This window comes from Corynebacterium sp. MSK218 (genome assembly GCF_030232655.1).
Lineage (GTDB): Bacteria > Actinomycetota > Actinomycetes > Mycobacteriales > Mycobacteriaceae > Corynebacterium.
In genome coordinates this window covers 28,151-45,233 of the sequence record NZ_JASPGN010000013.1, presented here as the reverse complement: position 1 = coordinate 45,233, position 17,083 = coordinate 28,151, and the positions used below count along the sequence as shown (strand labels likewise).

Here is a 17,083-nt window from a genome sequence, read left to right as displayed (position 1 = left end):
CTTACTCCGTTAGGGGCGGAGTGCCATCAGCTACCGGGGGATTAGAACGGGAGCTTGATGTTCAGAGCCTTGGCGATTGCCGGGAAGGCAGCAGCAACTGCAGCCAGAACACCAGCGACGATGCCGAAGATAGCGAGCGGGGTCGGCTTGCCGTTGTTGGACAGCTTGTCCTTAGCGGAGCCCTTGTCGCCCTTCTTGTTGTTGTCGTCCTTGCCGTTCTTGCCAGCGTTGTCCTTGCCGTCCTTGCCGTCGGAGCCGTTGTCGCCGCCCTTGTTGTTGCCCATGTTCTCGAGAGCGTTAGCGATGCGCTCGCGATCCTTGGCTTCCTTCTCAGCGCGATCGCGGTCGGCCTTAGCCTGCTCTTCAGCAGCCTTGGAGTCAGCGATCTCCTTCTGTACACCGTTGTCAGCGTTGACAACCTGGCGGTAGGCCTCTTCGTACTCGATGTTGTAGTTGTTCGGGCCGAACCACAGCTGCTGTGCAGCAACCTTGGCTGCTAGGTAAGCGAGGCGCTCCTCATCGGTGCCGCCATTCCAGACTGCGACCGGGGTCTTGCCCCACGGACGCTCCGGGTTCACGAAGTTGGCAGGAACCTGCGGAGTCCAAATACGGTTGCCGTCAAAGTTAGCCTTGTCGGTAGCCCAAGCCTTGAACTCCTCTGCCTTAAGAATCTGAGTCTTGTAGACATCGTAGTTGTAGTCCTTCGCGTCGGAGACGATACCGTGGCCGTGCGCGATAAGGTCTGCGTAGGCCTTACGCAGGGTCACCTGCTGACCGTCGATAACGACAGTTGCGTTGTCGCCAGCCTCGCGGAGCTCCAGCTCGCGAGCACCGATTGCGAACTCTGCCTCCATAGCGCGCAGGACGCGAACCTGGGCGTTGGCCTGGTCCAGGAAGCCCTGGCGTACGAGGATGTCAGTCTTCTGGGACTCGCGGGAAGCTGCGAGAGCTGCCTTACGGGCCTCTTCCAGCTCAGCAGAATCAGCCTTGAGCTGCTCAAGGAGCATTTCAGCATCGGCGATCAGGGTCTCCACCATCGGGATGTAGTCACGAGTGATGAAGTTGTCGCCTGCCTTGTCGGCCTCACGCCAACCAGTGTAATCCAGGCGCTCCTTGTAGACCTCGATGATGCGCTCCATCTCGATCAGGTTAGCCTTCGGAGTGTTCTGAACGCTGGAGTAGTCCTCCGGGTCAATTTCCTTAAGGTTCGGGAGCGGCAGGTCGGTGATCTGGGACTTGCCGGTCTTATTGCCGGCCGGATCCACAGCAAACTCGTGCAGCTCATCGTTGACCTTGTTGGTCGCGCCGTTGGCCTTCTCCAGGTCGCTACGCAGCAGGCCGAAGTGCTTGTACTCGTCGTTACCCGGAGTGGTCGTGTCACCGACGCCGGTGCCCTTCTTGTCGCCAATGATGTTGGTAACGGTGTTGTTGTAGTCGAAGGCCTTCTCTTCGTAGTTAGCCCAAGCCTGGTCAGCAGCCTTGTCGTTCTGCAGAGCGTAAGCTACGGATGCGCGTGCAGCCTGAACGTTCTTCTCGGCCTGTGCGAGCTGCTTGGTAGCCTCGTTGGCGGCTGCCTGGTATGCCTTGTGGTCAGCCTGCTCGGAGCGGTCGAGACCATCGGTGTTAGCAGCGGCAGCTGCTTCGTAGAGCTCACGGAACTGGTTGTTGTTGACGATGTAGTTGTGGGTTGCTCCTACGAGCTTAAGGAGCTGATCCTCGGTGACGTTCTCAGCGTCAACGTCCTTAGCCAGGGATGCATCCGGCTCGTTGAAGCCGCCGCCCTGGATGTTGGTGGCGGTGGTGTCCTCAGCGAAAGCCGGGACTGCAACACCGGAAACACCGGTGGCTACTGCGATAGCACCTGCGAGAGCGGCGGTGCGAACACGGTTCTTGAACATGTAATTCCCCTATGAGAGTTGAGGTCGGACTGTGAAAATTATCTTACGATAACCGTCGTGTAGGGCGACGCTAGCAATCGTTCTTTATGAATGATCTTCACATTCTCAACGAGTAGTGCAGCTTTTGTCGCTGTAGGCAAGATTATCGGAGTTCTGTCGCTCTTTCCAGTCAAACGCAACAAGTTTCCAAAGTTTTTCCAACCCTCTGTTGGCCGTCACCGGCTAATCAGCAGGTAGATGACAATGTTTTATACGAGAGAGGCTGGTGTAACTATTTCTAACCTCTGTGAATGCTGTGAATGATTTTACCCCTATCCGGGTAATAATTACATTTATGTCATTCGATAGGGAGGCAAACGCCATGCCATTTCTGGCGCTCTTAATCAGCTTCACCTAGCCCCGGATCAACCGGGTAGACCGATTGACCTTCTGGGCCACTTCCACGCGCACGTGGATTTGAAAAAATGAAGACGCCCAGCGTCCATCGCTAGGCGTCTTCATTTTTATGCTGTGGAGCATAGGAGAATCGAACTCCTGACCTTCTGCTTGCAAAGCAGATGCTCTACCAATTGAGCTAATGCCCCATTGTTCCGTGGTGGGCCTAGCTGGAATCGAACCAGCGACCTCATCGTTATCAGCGATGCGCTCTAACCGACTGAGCTATAGGCCCGTACCGGAACGAGTAGTTACTCTACATAGGACTGGCGATCTATTACAAATCGCCAGGTCAATGGACATTTCCTACGCAGTTTTAAGCCAATGCTGTTACGATTTCTTTGGTTATCGCTGCGGCTCGTCTTGTAGTCGCACCTTGAAGCCGCCAAATACGTCAACAATGGCGTTATATATAACAGCCATGATCGGCGCCAGAATCGTCATAAGTACGGCAATAATGGCACCGAAGAGAGCAGCTGCAGAGACTACAAGGCCGAAGCTGACTTCAAAGCCTCCACCAACACCGCCCACAAGGCTGTTGAGAGAATCCCAGATTCCTGCTTGGTCGAGGCCGAGGTACAGCAGACACACTGCGATAATCCAGGCGACCAAGCCAACGAGGGACATGGCGAGACCCACGCGGAAAGCCGACATCGGTGAAATCCGCGCTAGGTGAAGCTCTCGTCCGATCATGTCTTACTCCTCAGTCTTATCGTCGGCGGCCTTTACCTTATTGTCCTTGGTATCTTCGCCCAACTTGAGATGCTCGGGCTTGACGTCTTCGACGGACTTCTCACCCTTGGCTACTGCCTGGGCATCTTCCTCGCCGTCATCCTCAACGTTGCGGTCGATGGCAAGCAACTCAACGTCATCAGCCAGGTTAACTAGTCGAACGCCCATTGTGGCTCGGGAGCTCGGGCGAATCTGGTTGACCTCGGTACGGACGACACCGCCGGCAGAGGTGATGGCGAAGATTTCGTCATCCTCGTCCACAGCAATGGCAGCGATGAGCTTGCCGCGCTTCGGGGTGTACTTGAAGGTCATAACACCCAGGCCGCCGCGACCCTGCGGGGTGTATTCCTCAATCGCCGTGCGCTTTCCGTAGCCGCCAGAGGTTGCCACGAGCAAGAACTGGCCGTCGTTGACCACGGACATGGAGAGCAGCTGGTCATCGCCACGGAAGCGCATGCCCTTCACACCGGCGGTAGCACGGCCCATCGGACGCAGTTGGTCATCATCCGCGGTGAAGCGGATTGCCTGTCCTTGCTCAGAGGTGAGCAAGATGTCATCGCCTTCGTTAACCAGCTGTGCGCCGATCAGCGCGTCGCCTTCGTTGAGATTGATGGCGATGAGGCCAGCGGAACGTGCAGACTCATAATCGGTGAGACGAGACTTCTTCACGCGGCCCTGCTCGGTGGCCAGGACCAGGTAAGGAGCGTCCTCGTAGGACTGAATCTGAATGACCTGTGCGATCTTCTCCTCCGGCTGGAACTCCAGCAGGTTGGCCACGTGTTGGCCGCGGGCGGTACGGCCCGCCTCCGGAAGCTCGTAGGCCTTGAGGCGGTAGACGCGGCCAAAGTTGGTGAAGAACAGGATCCAGTCGTGCGTGGAGCAGACGAAGAAGTTCTTGACAATATCGTCCTGCTTGAGCTCCGCGCCGCGCACGCCCTTACCACCGCGCTTCTGTGCCTTGTAGGCATCCACCTTGGTGCGCTTGGCGTAGCCAGTAGCGGTGATGGTGACAACGACATTCTCGCGGGCAATGAGGTCCTCATCGGACACGTCACCGGAAGCGGCGACGATCTGGGTACGGCGCTCATCGCCGTACTTCTCGACGATCTCCTCCAGCTCATCGTGGACGATCTGGCGCTGGCGCTCCTCGCGGGCCAGGATGTCCTTGAGGTCCGCGATGATCTCCTCGATCTCCGCCAACTCATCAATGATCTTTTGACGTTCCAGGGCGGCCAGGCGACGCAGTTGCATAGCGAGGATGGCATCGGCCTGGACATCGTCGACGTCGAGAAGCGCCTTCAGGCCCTCGCGTGCCTCATCAACCGTGGGGGAACGGCGAATGAGCGCGATGACCTCATCGAGCATGTCGAGCGCCTTGACCAGGCCGCGCAGGATGTGGGCGCGCTTCTCGGCCTCATCGAGGCGGAACTGGGTGCGGCGGACGATGACCTCAATCTGGTGAGCCACGTAGTAGCTCAGCATCTGATCCAGGCGCAGGGTGCGCGGCACGCCATCAACGATGGAGAGCATGTTCGCACCGAAGGAGGTCTGCAGCTGGGAGTGCTTGTACAGGTTATTGAGCACCACGCGAGCCACGGCGTCACGCTTCAGGGTGACCACGATGCGCATACCCACGCGGTCAGAGGACTCGTCCTCGATCTTGGCAATACCGGCAATCTTGCCGTTGACCACGGACTCCGCGATGTTGGAGATCATGTTATCCGGGTTGACCTGGTAGGGCAGCTCAGTGATCACGATGGTCTGGCGGTTGCCCACCTCCTCAATGGAGGTCACGCCACGCATGCGGATGGAGCCGCGGCCGGTGGTGTAGGCATCCTTGATGCCTTGGTCGCCCACAATGAGGCCCGCAGTCGGGAAATCCGGGCCCTTAACACGCTCCATGCAGGCAGCCAAGGCTTCTTCCTCAGAAGCATTCGGGTTATCCAGCAGCCAGTAAATGGCTTCCGCCAATTCGTTGAGGTTGTGTGGCGGGATATTGGTGGCCATACCAACGGCGATACCGCCGGAGCCGTTCATCAACAGGTTCGGAACGCGGGAGGGCAGGATGGTCGGTTCCTGCGTCTTGCCGTCATAGTTCGGCGCGAAGTCGACGGTGTTTTCGCGGATATCACGCACCATCTCCATCGCCAGCGGCGTCATACGGCACTCGGTATAACGCATAGCTGCCGGGCCGTCATTACCGCGGGAGCCGAAGTTACCTTGGCCGTCGACCAGCGGGTAGCGCATGTTCCACGGCTGGGCTAGGCGCACGAGGGTGTCGTAGATAGCGATGTCACCGTGCGGGTGGAACTGGCCCATCGTGTCCGAGACCGGGCGGGCGGACTTTACGTAGCCGCGATCCGGTCGGTAGCCGGAGTCATACATGGCGTAGAGGATGCGGCGGTGGACAGGCTTAAGACCGTCACGCACCTCTGGCAGGGCGCGGCCGACAATGACGGACATGGCGTAGTCGATGTAGCTCGACTCCATCTCCTCATTGATGTCAATTGGTTGGATGCGATCGAAAAGATCACCGTTATTGTCGCTCATAATGCCCTATCCTACCTTCTAGGACCGTCTAAGGCCGTTTGTGGCACAGCTGTGGTATCACGGTGATACCATGTCCTCTATGGCTATGACGCTGCGCCTGACCCCGGACCAAGACCATGCGCTGACCTTGTTGGCTTCCGCGCAAGGAACCTCCAAGCACGAGGCGGTGGTCCGCGCCGTTGTTGCGGCGGCCGCGCGAACCCTCACCGATGCCGCCGTACAGGAGACAGCGCGCCGGCTGCTGCCTGGGCGTTCAGAATTAGAAGCGGAGATCCGCCAGGCCCGAGGCGCACGCCGGTGAACGTAGAACAACTGCTCCTCGTCGCCCGTGAGTTTTGCCGGGCCCATCGGGTACGGATTAGTAATTTCGCCGCGCTAGCCGCTGCGGCCGCCGCGAGCACGGCCACCATTGAGGGAATTGCCGTTCATGGCAACCGCGATGCGGCGGCGGAATCACTGGAGACGGTCTTGCGTTCTGTCCCCGCGCTCAGCGGAAAGAATGAAGAATTCGCGCGATTTTGCGCCGAGGTCTATCTTTCTGTTGCAGAAGTTATGTAAGTTAAACATGATAAAGAAGTCTCTATTCCCTTGCAGGAAGGAATCCCCCTATGCCCTCGAAGTCTTTGAAGAAGTTCCTCGCCGCCGGTGTCGTGGCCACCACTCTCGCTACTGCCGCAACGCCGGCTGCGAGCGCTAAGACCGCCGACAATGACTGGCAGAAAAACCCCGACTTCAAGCAGGGCGAAGCCGGCACCACCCTCACCGGTTCCTCGCCGTTCGACATGACGCTCATCATCGGCGGTAGCATCGCCGCCGCCGCAGCACTGCTCAAACTAGTGGTGGATAACGTCCCGGCGCTGCGCGCCCAGGTAGACGAGTTTGCCGCCCAGATCGGGATGGCCGGCTCCTCCGGTTCTTCTGAGAACAGCCGCCTCTACGAAGGTGGCCTCGACTTCGACCTCGAGCGCCTGGCCCGCACCAACGGCTTCCCGGAGATTGCTGACCAGCTCGCCGCGCTCAAGGCAGGCTCCACCGCACCGGCACAGTAAGCTCGCCTGTATGACAAACCTCACCCAACTTCTCCAATCCCCTACCCGCAACGCCGTAGTGGCGGACTTGGCCACGGCCGCCGATGACACCGTCTCTTCGCTCTCCGGCATTTCCGGAATGGCCTTCAAGGGCGCTCTAGCCGCCGCAAAGAAGGCAGATTCTAAGGTCTTGTCCAAGGGAATCAACCACATGCTTCCGGAACTACTCAATAGCCTGGATTCCTACTGGAAGGAATTCGAAGGCTCTGAGCAGTCCGACTTCGGTACCTACCTGGACGGGCGCAGCGCTGAGATTACCGCCGCCATCATGGCAACCGCGGACAAGGCCGCGGAGAATGTGAACGCGCCTGGCATCGCCCGCACCTACAAGTCCCTGCGTGGCAAGGCCTTCTCGATTCTGGAGCCCAACGTCGCGACCATCGGCAGCGTTCTGCAACGCCACATGGGCACTGTCTAAGAGCGCGCGCTTGACGACGAAAAAAGGCCAGTACCTCATCTGAGGTACTGGCCTTTGCGGGTTTTGGCCTAGCGTTTAGACGTCGAGGAAGCGTACGTCCTTCGCGCGGCGGGTAATGAAGGAGCGGCGAGCAGATACGTCATCACCCATGAGGATGGAGAAGAGCTCGTCGGCGCGCTGGGCGTCCTCCAGATCCACACGGCGAAGCACGCGGGTGGTCGGATCCAGGGTGGTCTCCCACAACTCGGAGGCGTTCATCTCACCCAGACCTTTGTAACGCTGGATGCCGTCATCCTTGTTGATCTTGCGTCCCTGCTCCAAGCCCTCAGCAAGCAGCTTGTCGCGCTCGGCGTCAGAGAAGGCATAGCCCGGCTGGCCCTTGCCCCACTTCAGCTTGTACAGCGGCGGGTTAGCCAGGAAGACGTGGCCATCCTCAACCAGCTGCGGCATGAAACGGAAGAGCAGGGTCAGCAGCAGCGTAGCGATGTGCTGGCCGTCGACGTCGGCATCGGCCATGAGCACGATCTTGTCATAGCGCAGCTTGGAAATGTCGAATTCTTCGTGGATGCCGGTGCCCAGGGCCGTGATGATGGCCTGAACCTCAGCGTTCTTGAGCACCTTGTCCATGCGGGCCTTTTCCACGTTGAGGATCTTGCCGCGCAGCGGCAGGATGGCCTGGAACATGGAATCGCGGCCGCCCTTGGCAGAACCACCTGCGGAGTCACCCTCCACGATGTAGAGCTCAGAAAGCTTCGAGTCCTTGGAACGGCAATCCGCCAACTTACCCGGAAGGCCACCGAGGTCACCGGCGGACTTGCGGCGTACCAATTCGCGCGCCTTTCGCGCCGCCACACGGGCGTGCGCAGAGGACACGGCCTTGTTGATGATGACCTTGGCCTCAGCCGGGTTGGCATCGAACCAATCGTTGAGGTGCTCGTTAACGGAGCGCTGGACAAATCCTCGAATCTCCGAGTTACCCAGCTTCGTCTTGGTCTGGCCTTCGAACTGCGGATCCCCAACCTTGACGGAAATGACGGCGGCAAGGCCTTCGCGGCAATCTTCGCCGGAAAGGTTGCCATCCTTTTCCTTGAGGAGCTTGTGCTCCTTGGCATAGCGATTCATCAGTGAGGTCAGCGCCGCGCGGAAGCCTTCCTCGTGCGTGCCGCCTTCGTGAGTGTTAATGGTGTTGGCGAAGGTGTGGACGGACTGCTTGTAGCCCTGGTTCCACTGCAGCGCGATTTCCACCTCATGATCCTCACCCTTAACGTCGAAGGCAACGATGGTGGGGTGGATGGCGGTCTTGTTCTTGTTGAGGTGCTCAACATAGTCCTGCAGACCGTTTGGGTAATGGTAGGTGACTTCCTTCTTCTTTTTCTTGGGCGCTTGGTCTTCGTCACCGTCGGCAGCCTCAGTGGACTCCCCCTTCTCATCCAGGCTGCTCAGGCTCACTGGGGCATCGCCAGCCTCGGCGATCTCCTCCAGTTCGGCCTGTTCCTTAGAGATGGCGCGCTCATCGCGCAGCACGATGGTCAGGCCCTTGTTCAGGAAGGCCATCTCCTGCAGGCGGCGAGCGATCGTGTCGTAATTAAACTCGACGGTCTCAAAGATCTCCGGGTCCGGCCAGAAACGGATGGTGGTACCAGTACCGCGAGCATTATCGCCTTCCACGAGTTCATCCGGGATGGCGTTGTTGAAGTTCTGGTACCAGTGCTTGCCGTCGCGCTTGATATCTGCCTCGACGCGGGTGGACAAAGCATTGACCACAGAGATACCCACGCCGTGGAGGCCGCCGGAAACGGCATAGGATTCGGAGTCGAACTTACCGCCGGCATGCAGCTGGGTCATGACCACCTGGACGGTAGGAACGCCAGAGGCGTGCATCTCCACCGGGATACCACGGCCGTTATCGATAACTTCGATGCCGCCGTCTTCGCGGAGGGTGACGATGACCTTGTCGGCAAAGCCCGCCATCGCCTCATCGACGGAGTTGTCAACGATCTCCCAGATCAGGTGGTGCAGGCCACGGGCACCGGTGGAACCGATGTACATGCCGGGGCGCTTACGGACGGCTTCGAGGCCCTCCAGAATTGTGATTGACCCCGCATCATATGCGTGTTGTTCAGCCACGGATTCGTGTTCTCCTTTTGGCTAGAGCTAAATCTAAGACTCTAGCCATTCTACACTGTGTCCCCCCACGCAAGGGCACTGCACGCCCGTGAGAGCCCCAAATTTGCGTGAATTTCGCGGTCACCCAGAATCAGCCGTACGTATCTTGCGAACCTTGCGGCTTGACCCATTGACGGCCCTCATAGTTGCGGTGCTGCTTGGGGCCCTGAATGTGCAGCTTAACCACCACGTCTGGGCCGAGGCGATCTGCAATCTTCTGCAAAATGGGGCGCTGCAGGTAGCGCAACTCGGTGGCCCAGCTGGAAGAATCGCACGCCACGTAGACAACCTGCTCCTTGATGGTGAGCGGTTGCGTGTGCGCGGCGATGCGCTCGCCGACGAGGTTCTCCCAATTACCCATGACCCAACCATGAGCCAATTCGTGTTCCCAGCCGCGTTTGCCAATCTCTCGTTGAATCTGTGCGCCGAGGCTAGGGATCTCGAGGCTGCGGCGCCGGCGGCGGCCATCGGGTCCGCTCGGCCGGCCACGCCGATACGGCGTTGGCTGTTGCTCCGAAGGAGTCGGCGTCAGGTTCATCTTGGGAGCCGGCTTGTTGAGCTTCGGCGGGTTCTTGGAATTACTTCGCGTGCGCTCGAAGAGCGCCTTGACCGGATCGAACTCCTGCTCAGTCATCCTCGTCACCGCCCGCCGTATACGGAGCGATCTCGGAGATTCGGCCCTCGTCGGTATCTCGCACTGTGACCGTAAAGCGTTCAATGGGCTGCAAGTTTCCGGGCAAATCCTCATCCACCGCCGCAGTAATGAGCACCTGCTCCGCACCCGCGGCGAGGTGAACGAGCTTTTCGCGCCTTTTCGCATCGAGCTCGGCGAAGACATCATCGAGGATGAGAATCGGATCAGTGCCGTCTTGGCGCAGCAGGTTGAACTCCGCCAGCCGCAAGGAGATGGCATAGGACCAGGTCTCGCCGTGGCTGGCAAAGCCCTTGGCGGGGCTCGTGCCAAGGTTGAGCACCAGATCGTCGCGATGCGGGCCAACGAGCGAGATGCCGCGTTCGATCTCTCGTTGACGCTTCGTGGCAAGCTCGGTGAGCATCATGGCCTCGATAACCTCGCGGTCTGAGATGTCCACGGTGGACTTGTAGTCAATGGCGGCCGGTCGCGACTCCGGGGCGAGCCCGGCATAAGCGGCGGGAATGTGCTCGCAGAGTTCGTCGACAAGCGCCAGGCGTGCCTGAATCACCTGCGCGCCGAGGGAAGACAGCTGCGTATCCCACACGTCGAGAGTGGCCAGCGCCGAGGCACCGTCACTGTCGCTGTAACCCCGGCGCAAGCTTGGCGACGCCGACTTCAACAACGCATTGCGCTGCTTCAGGACCTTGTCATAATCAGCTTTCACTCCCGCCAGGCGTGGCATGCGCGAGGCAATAATGTCATCCAAATACTGGCGGCGTGCTGCAGGTTCGCCGCGCACGAGGGACAAATCCTCCGGGGAAAACAACACGGTTTTCACCACTCCAAGTAGCTCGCGCGGGGACTTCAGGCGCGTGCGGTTGATCTGCGCCTGGTTGGCCGCGTGGGGTTTGATGAGCAAGTGCGCGGTGAGCTCTCTGCCCTGGTTCACCGCGGTGGCGGAGATGCGGGCATTGTGCGCGCCGTGGCGCACGAGGGGGGCATCGTGGGCCACACGGTGCGAAGAAAGATGCGCGGTATACCCGATGGCCTCGACGATATTGGTTTTCCCAAAACCATTGCGGCCGACGAATAGGGTAATCCCCGGCTTCAGCTGAAGGGTGAGCTCGGGCCAGGAACGGAAGTCCCTGACATCGAGATCGCGGATATACATACGGCCTAGCCTGGCAAGCGCACTGGCATCAGCAGGTAGGTGAAATGAGTCTCCGGAGTCGGGAACGAGCCGTCCTCGTTGGCCGCTGGTAGCTCCTCCGGCTCCGGAATCATGATCGCAGGCCGCGAAGGCTCGGTAAAGCCAAAGACCACGCGGTCCGTGTGAACCACAGCCAAACCATCCTTGAGGTAGGACGGGTTGAAGGCGATGACGAAGTCCTCACGGCCATTGAAAGCACAGGGAAGGGACTCGCTGGCGCGGCCAGAATCGGCGCCTGCGGCCAAGGTCACCTCGCCCTCGCGGAATTCCATGCGGATCTGCGCATTGCGATCCGTCAACAACGAGACGCGGCGAATGGCTTCCTGGAGCGGAGCAACCTCGATGCTGGCCATAGCGCTGTGGGTCTTGGGCAGCAAGGGTGCAACGTTGGGGAAATCCGCGTCCAGCATGCGGGTGGTGGTCTCGCGGTTATCCGCATGCAGGCCGAACAGGCCTTCCGCAGCGATGTTCTCACCAGTGCCCACGGCGATTTCAACCGGGATGTTGAGGTGCGTGTCCAAAGAACGGCCGGTCTCCTGCAGCGTCTTGGCTGGGACGAGGAGCTTGGCCTGGACATCAGGAGATACCGGCTCCCACTCGAAGGTGCGCATGGCCAGGCGGAAGCGGTCCGTTGCCGTCATTTCCACGTGGGAACCATTGATGTCGATGTGCACGCCGGTGAGCATCGGCAGCGTGTCATCCTTGCCGGCGGCGGCAACGACCTGGCTGATGGCTTCGACGAAGAGCTGCGGGTTAATGGTGCCGGTGACCTCTGGCAAGACGGGGAGTTGGGGGTAATCATCCAGCGGGATGAGCGGCAGCTCGAAGCGCGAAGAACCACAGGTCAACAGAACCTTGTTATCCTCCTGCGTCATCTCGATTTCCTTGTTGGGCAAGGAAGCAACGATGTCAGAGAGCAACTTACCGGCCACAGCGATGCGTCCCGGCTCATCCACCATGCCGGCGATGCGCACGCGGGTGGAAACCTCGTAGTCGAAGCCGGTGAATTCCAAACCATTGTCATCCGCGGTGATCAGCATGGCGCGCAGTACTGGTTGGGTGACCTTCGAAGGAAGGCTGCGCGCGACCCACGCTACGGCGTTAGCGAGATCATCTTTGGCAACGCGAAATGACACGGACTGCTCCATGATGGTGAGACGCTCCTCTAGTTGCGGATGGAAGATTCTTGCAAGCTCACTCCAACTTACAGGATCGGTGCCGAAGCACAGGATTTTGTCATTCACCTTCCCTGCTTTGCGATCCAAGCGCGCGACCGTGCAGGGCGCCGACGAATCACACACATCCTTTTTCTTCTTGGTTAGGGAGAAAACAAAATAGGAGTAGTAATAAGCGCTGTGGGATCTGTGGACAACCCGCTAAAAGCCAAGCTCTTCGCGGTGAAACGATCTGTGAGTCAGGGTGTGGGATCACTGTGATCAAATGACAAGAAATGTGAGTAACTGGGGCGGGGTCAAAGTTATCCACAATTCATCCCCAGATCTGTCTGCGCTGATCACAGGGTTAATCACAAGGGCGATGACCCTTCTGATCTGCTGTGGAAGAAGAAAACGTGATGAGGATCTACAAATTACAACAATGAAATTACACAGCTGTGAATAACGGTGTGGATAACTTTTGGGTGGATCGCAAAGACGCCCCTACCCACGCCCGCGGAATGGTTGTTGCGGGAGGAGGGCAGGGGCGTCGCCAAGCGCTGCGTGGTGTTAACGCTGGTTGTGGTTCTTCACGCGTTGGGTTAGGGCCTGGATCTCGTCGTACGTGTTGCGGTTCTCAGTCATCTCCTTACGGATCTTGCGGTCCGCATAGATGACGGTGGTGTGGTCCTTGCCGCCGAATTGATCACCAATCTTCGGCAGGGAAAGCTCTGTGAGCTCGCGGCACAGATACATGGCCAGCTGGCGGGCGTGGGCGACGGCGCGCTTCTTACCAGAACCGCGCAGGGTATCCACGTCGATGTCGAAGTAATCCGCTGTGACCTCGATGATGGCCGCTGCGGTGATCTGGCGATCCGCAGAATCCGGGGCCAGATCGTGCAGGGCAATCTCCGCCATCTCCAAACTGATCGGTTCATTGACCAGGGAAGAATACGCAGAAACACGGATGAGCGCGCCCTCCAGCTCGCGGATCGAGGATTCGAAGCGAGAGGCGATGAGCTCGAGGACCGAGCGATCGACGTCGGTCCCGTCCGCGGAGGCCTTCTTCATGAGGATGGCGATGCGCGTTTCCAGGTCTGGCGGCTGAATATCCGTAATCAGACCTCCCTCGAAGCGTGTGCGCAGGCGATCCTCCAGCGTGGTCAGCTGTTTCGGCGGGCGGTCGGAGGACAAAATGATCTGTTTATTGGCCTGGTGCAGCGCATTGAAGGTGTGGAAGAACTCCTCCTGCGTGGACTCCTTGCCCTCTAGAAACTGGATGTCATCGACCATGAGGATGTCCAGGTTGCGGTAGCGGCGCTTGAAGGATTCCTGGCGGTCATCACGCAGGGAATTGATGTAGTCGTTGGTAAATTCCTCCGAGGAGACGTACTTCACGCGCAGGCCCGGATGCAGGACCTGGGCGTAATTACCGGCCGCGTGCAAAAGGTGGGTTTTGCCCAAGCCGGAGCCGCCCCAAATGAAGAGAGGGTTATAGGCGCGGGCGGGGTTTTCGGCCACGGCCACGGCGGCGCCGTTGGCAAAACGGTTGGAGGACCCGATGACGAAGTTTTCAAAAGTGTGCTTCGGGTTGAGGGACTTTTCGCGGTTCGGGTTGTGCGCCGGTTCCTCGCGCGGGATGCGCGGCCCGGTTGCCTCGGGGTAGCCGTTCGGAACGCTGCTTTGCTGATCGCTGTAGTGCTGCGCCAACTCATCCAAGCTGGCCGGAGAATGCGCGGTGTCCCAGGAGCGCGGTTGATGGTGGCTTGGCGTCTCTGGCTGAGTAGGTGGAGTGGGCGGCATGGGTTGCTGGAAACCCTGTGCCTGGTGCCCCATGCCGTGCTCGGGCGCCTCGGTTTGGATGGGGCGCTGGGGTGCGGGCGCTTCTGGCGCTTCTTCGTGAGCCGGCTGCGGCGGCGCCGCAATGGTCACGGCCAAAGAACAAGGGCGCCCCATATGCTGCGACAAGGTGCGGGTGATGTACTCCCCCAGCTCGGCCTCGATGACATTCTTGGCGTTCTCGTGCGGAGCGGCGATCAGCGCGTAGCCATCACCGATCATGATGGGTTCTACAAGTTGAAGATTGAGGCGCTGGCTATGGGAGAAATTGGGTACGTCCGAACTTGGTTGTTCGGACTGAGCCAGTAAATCACTGACCACAGCTTTCCAGCTGGCCCGGAGGGCTGCTTGCGGATCAGACAAAACGCCTACCTTCTGTGTAGTTACAGTTCACGCGGTGTCATCGGCCGGGGCCGGCCACACCTACTCGGTTCCCTGAAGAAGAGGCCTTGGGAGCTGAGTATTTACTGCGTGACTGTGGGTTGGGGATCGGGGATGGACGGATGGATGAGGAGAGATACAGGATGAGAAATCACATGAAGTTGTAATTTCCACCGAAGATTCCACACGATGTTTTGGTGCGTAACCTCGGAATCCACAAAGTTATCCACAAGTGTGGATAGGTGGTTTATCCACAGCCTATCTCATAGCTGTGGATAACTGTACATCGGCTCCTCAATGCAGTTAACCTGCATAAACAGCGAAAGTCTCAAGTCTTCATTGAGAGTTATCCACACCCTGTGGGTGACTGTGGAATTCGATTCCTCAGTTGTACCGCGTTATGGGGGCGCTGTCTAACGCACTTTTATGCGCGCTCGGCACGGTGGCGCCAAGCGCGGCGCAAGAACGGCGAGAGGGGGCGCTTGCCGCGCAGCATGTGGGCAAAAAGTGGCGTTCTAGCTGCGGATAAAAACATCTTTGTAATTTCGGGGACACCCAGTGTGTCGATTTGTTTCGCGCACTATCTGTCACGTAACCTGTGATGGTCTATCGCAACAGTGCATGGTGCACATGTTGCATGTGGGAATGCCTCGCCACGCCTCACGGCGCTTCACGTGCGAAGCCACATCCCCACGTACACCATTCATCAGTGGATGTTTATGCCCACCGCCCTCACCGGCGTGTGGCTGTGCCATCCACCAACAACTTCAAGGAGTTAATCGTGGCAAAGGGTAAGCGTACCTTCCAGCCGAACAACCGTCGTCGCGCTCGTAAGCACGGCTTCCGTACCCGCATGAGCACCCGCGCCGGCCGCGCCATCGTCGCCGCTCGTCGCAAGAAGGGTCGCGCTAAGCTCACCGCTTAATTCATGCTTCCAGCCCAGCACAAGCTCACGTCCCCGAGGCAATTTCGGAGGACCATCAAGGGCGGGCGCCGGGCGGGCACGCGCACTGTCGTCGTGCATTTGCGCTTTAACGACGGTGAAGACGACATCGCGGCCACTGGGCCGCGGTTCGGCCTCATCGTGTCGAAGGCCGTCGGGAATGCCGTGGTTCGCCACCGCACCTCCCGGCGGCTTCGTCATGTGTGCATGTCCCTCATGCGCGAAGGCGTCAACGGGACAGTATTGCCCGCCAATGTTGACATTGTTATCCGCGCCTTGCCCGCTAGCGGTTGTGCCACCAGTGAGCGCCTTGAGCGTGATATCCGCAAAGCGCTAAGCACATGGGATATCTGAACTCTCAAGGAGAGGAAATTCCTGAAGCCCGCGGGTTCGGGAGAGTCCTAGTTCACGGGGTGCGCTTCTACCAAAAGCACTTGTCAGGCCTTAAGATGGTCTCCACCTGTCGTTTTGAACCGACGTGCAGTGCCTATGCCCTCGAAGCCATCTCCATCCATGGAGCCTTCAAGGGGACGGGCATGGCCCTCGCCAGGTTATGCAAGTGCGGTCCCTGGCACCCGGGCGGGTTTGATCCGGTACCGACCAAACAACAACTGAGGTAAACAACTCTCGTGCTTAATTTCATTTATTGGCCAATTTCAGCCGTCCTGTGGTTCTGGCATTGGCTCTTGAGCTTCGTCCTTGATTCCGCATGGGGCGGAACCTGGATCATCGCCATCGTTCTTCTGACATGGACGCTCAAGGCCATCATGGTCAAGCCGACGATCACGCAGCTGCGCTCTTCACGCAAGATGCAGGAGATCCAGCCGCAAATTCAGGAACTGCGCACCAAGTACGCCAATGACCAGACCAAGGCTGCCCAAGAGATGCAGCGCATCTACAAGGAAGCCGGCGTTCGTCCGGTGGCGGGCTGCCTGCCGATGTTCGCGCAGATCCCCATGTTCATTGGTCTGTTCCACGTGCTGCGCTCCTTTGACCGCACTGTTGCCGTCGCCGGTGGCATTGGGCACCCGGCGGGTGAAGCCATGTCAGAGGAGATGAACGCCTCCATTGCGAACTACATCTTCAAACCTGAGCTGGTGAAGCAGTTCGTAGACGCCAAGATTTTCGGTGTCCCGCTCGTGGCCAACCTGCGCCTCAACTCCGGCCTGGAGATTGTTAAGGAAACCACCACCGCACAGGCGGCCTTCATCATCGTGCCGCTCATCGCCATCATTGCGACGCTGACCCACTTCAACGCCCGCATGACGTTGAACCGCCAGGAGGCTCGCCGCGCAGCCGGCAAGACCGCTACCCCGCAGGGCCAAAATGCGGAGATGATGCAGCAGCAGATGGCCATGATGAACAAGATGATGCTGTGGTTTATGCCGGCAATGCTGGTGTTCTCCGGCTTCATCTGGCCCATCGGCCTGCTCTTCTACATGCTGGCCAACACCGTGTGGACCTTCTTCCAAACTCGCATCGTCTACGCCAAGATGGACCGCGAGGAAGAAGAAGAGGCAGCCGCCAAGGCTGAGCTCAAGCGCACTTCTGCCCCGAAGCCGGGCGCACGCAAGAAGGATCACCGCTCTAAGAAGCAGCGTCGCAAGAACAACTAGAACGTAACCCAGGAGTTTT

Annotated in this window: 16 protein-coding genes and 2 tRNA genes; 8 read left to right on the top strand and 10 right to left on the bottom strand. The window is 58.9% G+C overall.

Annotated elements, in window-relative coordinates; genetic code table 11:
- Positions 1-41 precede the first annotated feature (41 nt).
- The 5 genes from QP922_RS10535 to gyrA form a co-directional block, all read right to left on the bottom strand.
- On the bottom strand, positions 42-1,898 hold the full coding sequence (locus QP922_RS10535) for a hypothetical protein (protein WP_284809396.1): 1,857 nt from the start codon (positions 1,896-1,898) through the stop codon (positions 42-44).
- 511 nt (positions 1,899-2,409) lie between these two features.
- Positions 2,410-2,482, bottom strand: a tRNA-Ala gene (locus tag QP922_RS10530).
- Between the two features lie 9 nt (positions 2,483-2,491).
- Positions 2,492-2,568, bottom strand: a tRNA-Ile gene (locus QP922_RS10525).
- Between the two features lie 110 nt (positions 2,569-2,678).
- Positions 2,679-3,026, bottom strand: a complete 348-nt coding sequence (locus QP922_RS10520; protein WP_284809394.1) for a DUF3566 domain-containing protein — start codon at positions 3,024-3,026, stop codon at positions 2,679-2,681.
- 3 nt (positions 3,027-3,029) lie between these two features.
- Positions 3,030-5,615, bottom strand: a complete 2,586-nt coding sequence (gene gyrA, locus QP922_RS10515; protein WP_284809393.1) for a DNA gyrase subunit A — start codon at positions 5,613-5,615, stop codon at positions 3,030-3,032.
- A gap of 79 nt (positions 5,616-5,694) precedes the next feature.
- Here gyrA and QP922_RS10510 point away from each other — a divergent pair, with 79 nt between their 5' ends.
- From QP922_RS10510 to QP922_RS10495, 4 genes are read left to right on the top strand one after another with little or no spacing between them, the layout of a single operon-like run.
- Positions 5,695-5,916, top strand: coding sequence for a CopG family transcriptional regulator (locus tag QP922_RS10510; RefSeq protein ID WP_070521978.1), 222 nt, complete (start codon positions 5,695-5,697; stop codon positions 5,914-5,916).
- The gene (locus QP922_RS10505) at positions 5,913-6,173 is read left to right on the top strand and encodes a cell filamentation protein Fic (protein WP_070521964.1); all 261 of its coding nucleotides are present in this window, start codon (positions 5,913-5,915) and stop codon (positions 6,171-6,173) included. Before QP922_RS10510 ends, QP922_RS10505 begins: the two co-directional genes overlap by 4 nt.
- Positions 6,174-6,223: 50 nt before the next feature.
- Positions 6,224-6,664 (top strand): hypothetical protein, encoded by a 441-nt coding sequence (locus QP922_RS10500; protein ID WP_193628714.1) that lies wholly within the window; start codon positions 6,224-6,226, stop codon positions 6,662-6,664.
- Positions 6,665-6,674: 10 nt separating this feature from the next.
- Complete coding sequence (locus tag QP922_RS10495; RefSeq protein ID WP_284809392.1) at positions 6,675-7,121, top strand: DUF6918 family protein; 447 nt, start codon at positions 6,675-6,677, stop codon at positions 7,119-7,121.
- Between the two features lie 75 nt (positions 7,122-7,196).
- On the opposite strand, the gene gyrB is transcribed toward QP922_RS10495, so the two are convergent.
- The 5 genes from gyrB to dnaA form a co-directional block, all read right to left on the bottom strand.
- Complete coding sequence (gene gyrB / locus QP922_RS10490) at positions 7,197-9,248, bottom strand: DNA topoisomerase (ATP-hydrolyzing) subunit B (RefSeq protein WP_284809390.1); 2,052 nt, start codon at positions 9,246-9,248, stop codon at positions 7,197-7,199.
- 130 nt (positions 9,249-9,378) lie between these two features.
- Entirely contained in the window at positions 9,379-9,921 is a 543-nt protein-coding gene (locus QP922_RS10485) for a DciA family protein (protein WP_284809389.1), read from the bottom strand.
- A complete protein-coding gene (recF, locus tag QP922_RS10480; RefSeq protein WP_284809387.1) occupies positions 9,914-11,092 on the bottom strand; it encodes a DNA replication/repair protein RecF in 1,179 nt (392 codons plus the stop codon). The genes QP922_RS10485 and recF overlap by 8 nt, the downstream gene beginning before the upstream one ends.
- A 5-nt stretch (positions 11,093-11,097) precedes the next feature.
- Entirely contained in the window at positions 11,098-12,279 is a 1,182-nt protein-coding gene (gene dnaN, locus QP922_RS10475; protein ID WP_070533586.1) for a DNA polymerase III subunit beta, read from the bottom strand.
- Positions 12,280-12,855: 576 nt separating this feature from the next.
- Positions 12,856-14,487 carry a chromosomal replication initiator protein DnaA gene (gene dnaA, locus QP922_RS10470; RefSeq protein WP_144014694.1) on the bottom strand — a complete coding sequence of 544 codons (1,632 nt, stop codon included), beginning with the start codon at positions 14,485-14,487 and terminating at the stop codon, positions 12,856-12,858.
- A gap of 799 nt (positions 14,488-15,286) precedes the next feature.
- On the opposite strand from dnaA, the gene rpmH reads away from it, so the two are divergent.
- Genes rpmH through yidC form a run of 4 tightly spaced genes read left to right on the top strand, consistent with a single transcriptional unit; the run spans position 15,287 to position 17,064 of the window.
- Positions 15,287-15,430: a 50S ribosomal protein L34 gene (rpmH, locus tag QP922_RS10465; RefSeq protein WP_003847033.1), complete on the top strand. Its 144-nt coding sequence runs from the start codon at positions 15,287-15,289 to the stop codon at positions 15,428-15,430.
- A gap of 3 nt (positions 15,431-15,433) precedes the next feature.
- The gene (gene rnpA / locus QP922_RS10460; protein ID WP_193633909.1) at positions 15,434-15,802 is read left to right on the top strand and encodes a ribonuclease P protein component; all 369 of its coding nucleotides are present in this window, start codon (positions 15,434-15,436) and stop codon (positions 15,800-15,802) included.
- Positions 15,790-16,068, top strand: a complete 279-nt coding sequence (gene yidD, locus QP922_RS10455) for a membrane protein insertion efficiency factor YidD (protein WP_070444526.1) — start codon at positions 15,790-15,792, stop codon at positions 16,066-16,068. The genes rnpA and yidD overlap by 13 nt, the downstream gene beginning before the upstream one ends.
- A 9-nt stretch (positions 16,069-16,077) precedes the next feature.
- Positions 16,078-17,064: a membrane protein insertase YidC gene (gene yidC / locus QP922_RS10450; RefSeq protein ID WP_070533594.1), complete on the top strand. Its 987-nt coding sequence runs from the start codon at positions 16,078-16,080 to the stop codon at positions 17,062-17,064.
- Positions 17,065-17,083: the final 19 nt, after the last annotated feature.

What these genes read in the sequence shown, in the direction of transcription:
- QP922_RS10535 (WP_284809396.1), bottom strand. Translation starts at nt 1,898, where the DNA reads ATGTTCAAGAACCGTGTTCGCACCGCCGCTCTCGCAGGTGCTATCGCA.
- QP922_RS10520 (WP_284809394.1), bottom strand. Translation starts at nt 3,026, where the DNA reads ATGATCGGACGAGAGCTTCACCTAGCGCGGATTTCACCGATGTCGGCT.
- gyrA (WP_284809393.1), bottom strand. Translation starts at nt 5,615, where the DNA reads ATGAGCGACAATAACGGTGATCTTTTCGATCGCATCCAACCAATTGAC.
- QP922_RS10510 (WP_070521978.1), top strand. Translation starts at nt 5,695, where the DNA reads ATGGCTATGACGCTGCGCCTGACCCCGGACCAAGACCATGCGCTGACC.
- QP922_RS10500 (WP_193628714.1), top strand. Translation starts at nt 6,224, where the DNA reads ATGCCCTCGAAGTCTTTGAAGAAGTTCCTCGCCGCCGGTGTCGTGGCC.
- QP922_RS10495 (WP_284809392.1), top strand. Translation starts at nt 6,675, where the DNA reads ATGACAAACCTCACCCAACTTCTCCAATCCCCTACCCGCAACGCCGTA.
- QP922_RS10485 (WP_284809389.1), bottom strand. Translation starts at nt 9,921, where the DNA reads ATGACTGAGCAGGAGTTCGATCCGGTCAAGGCGCTCTTCGAGCGCACG.
- recF (WP_284809387.1), bottom strand. Translation starts at nt 11,092, where the DNA reads ATGTATATCCGCGATCTCGATGTCAGGGACTTCCGTTCCTGGCCCGAG.
- dnaN (WP_070533586.1), bottom strand. Translation starts at nt 12,279, where the DNA reads ATGGAGCAGTCCGTGTCATTTCGCGTTGCCAAAGATGATCTCGCTAAC.
- rnpA (WP_193633909.1), top strand. Translation starts at nt 15,434, where the DNA reads ATGCTTCCAGCCCAGCACAAGCTCACGTCCCCGAGGCAATTTCGGAGG.
- yidD (WP_070444526.1), top strand. Translation starts at nt 15,790, where the DNA reads ATGGGATATCTGAACTCTCAAGGAGAGGAAATTCCTGAAGCCCGCGGG.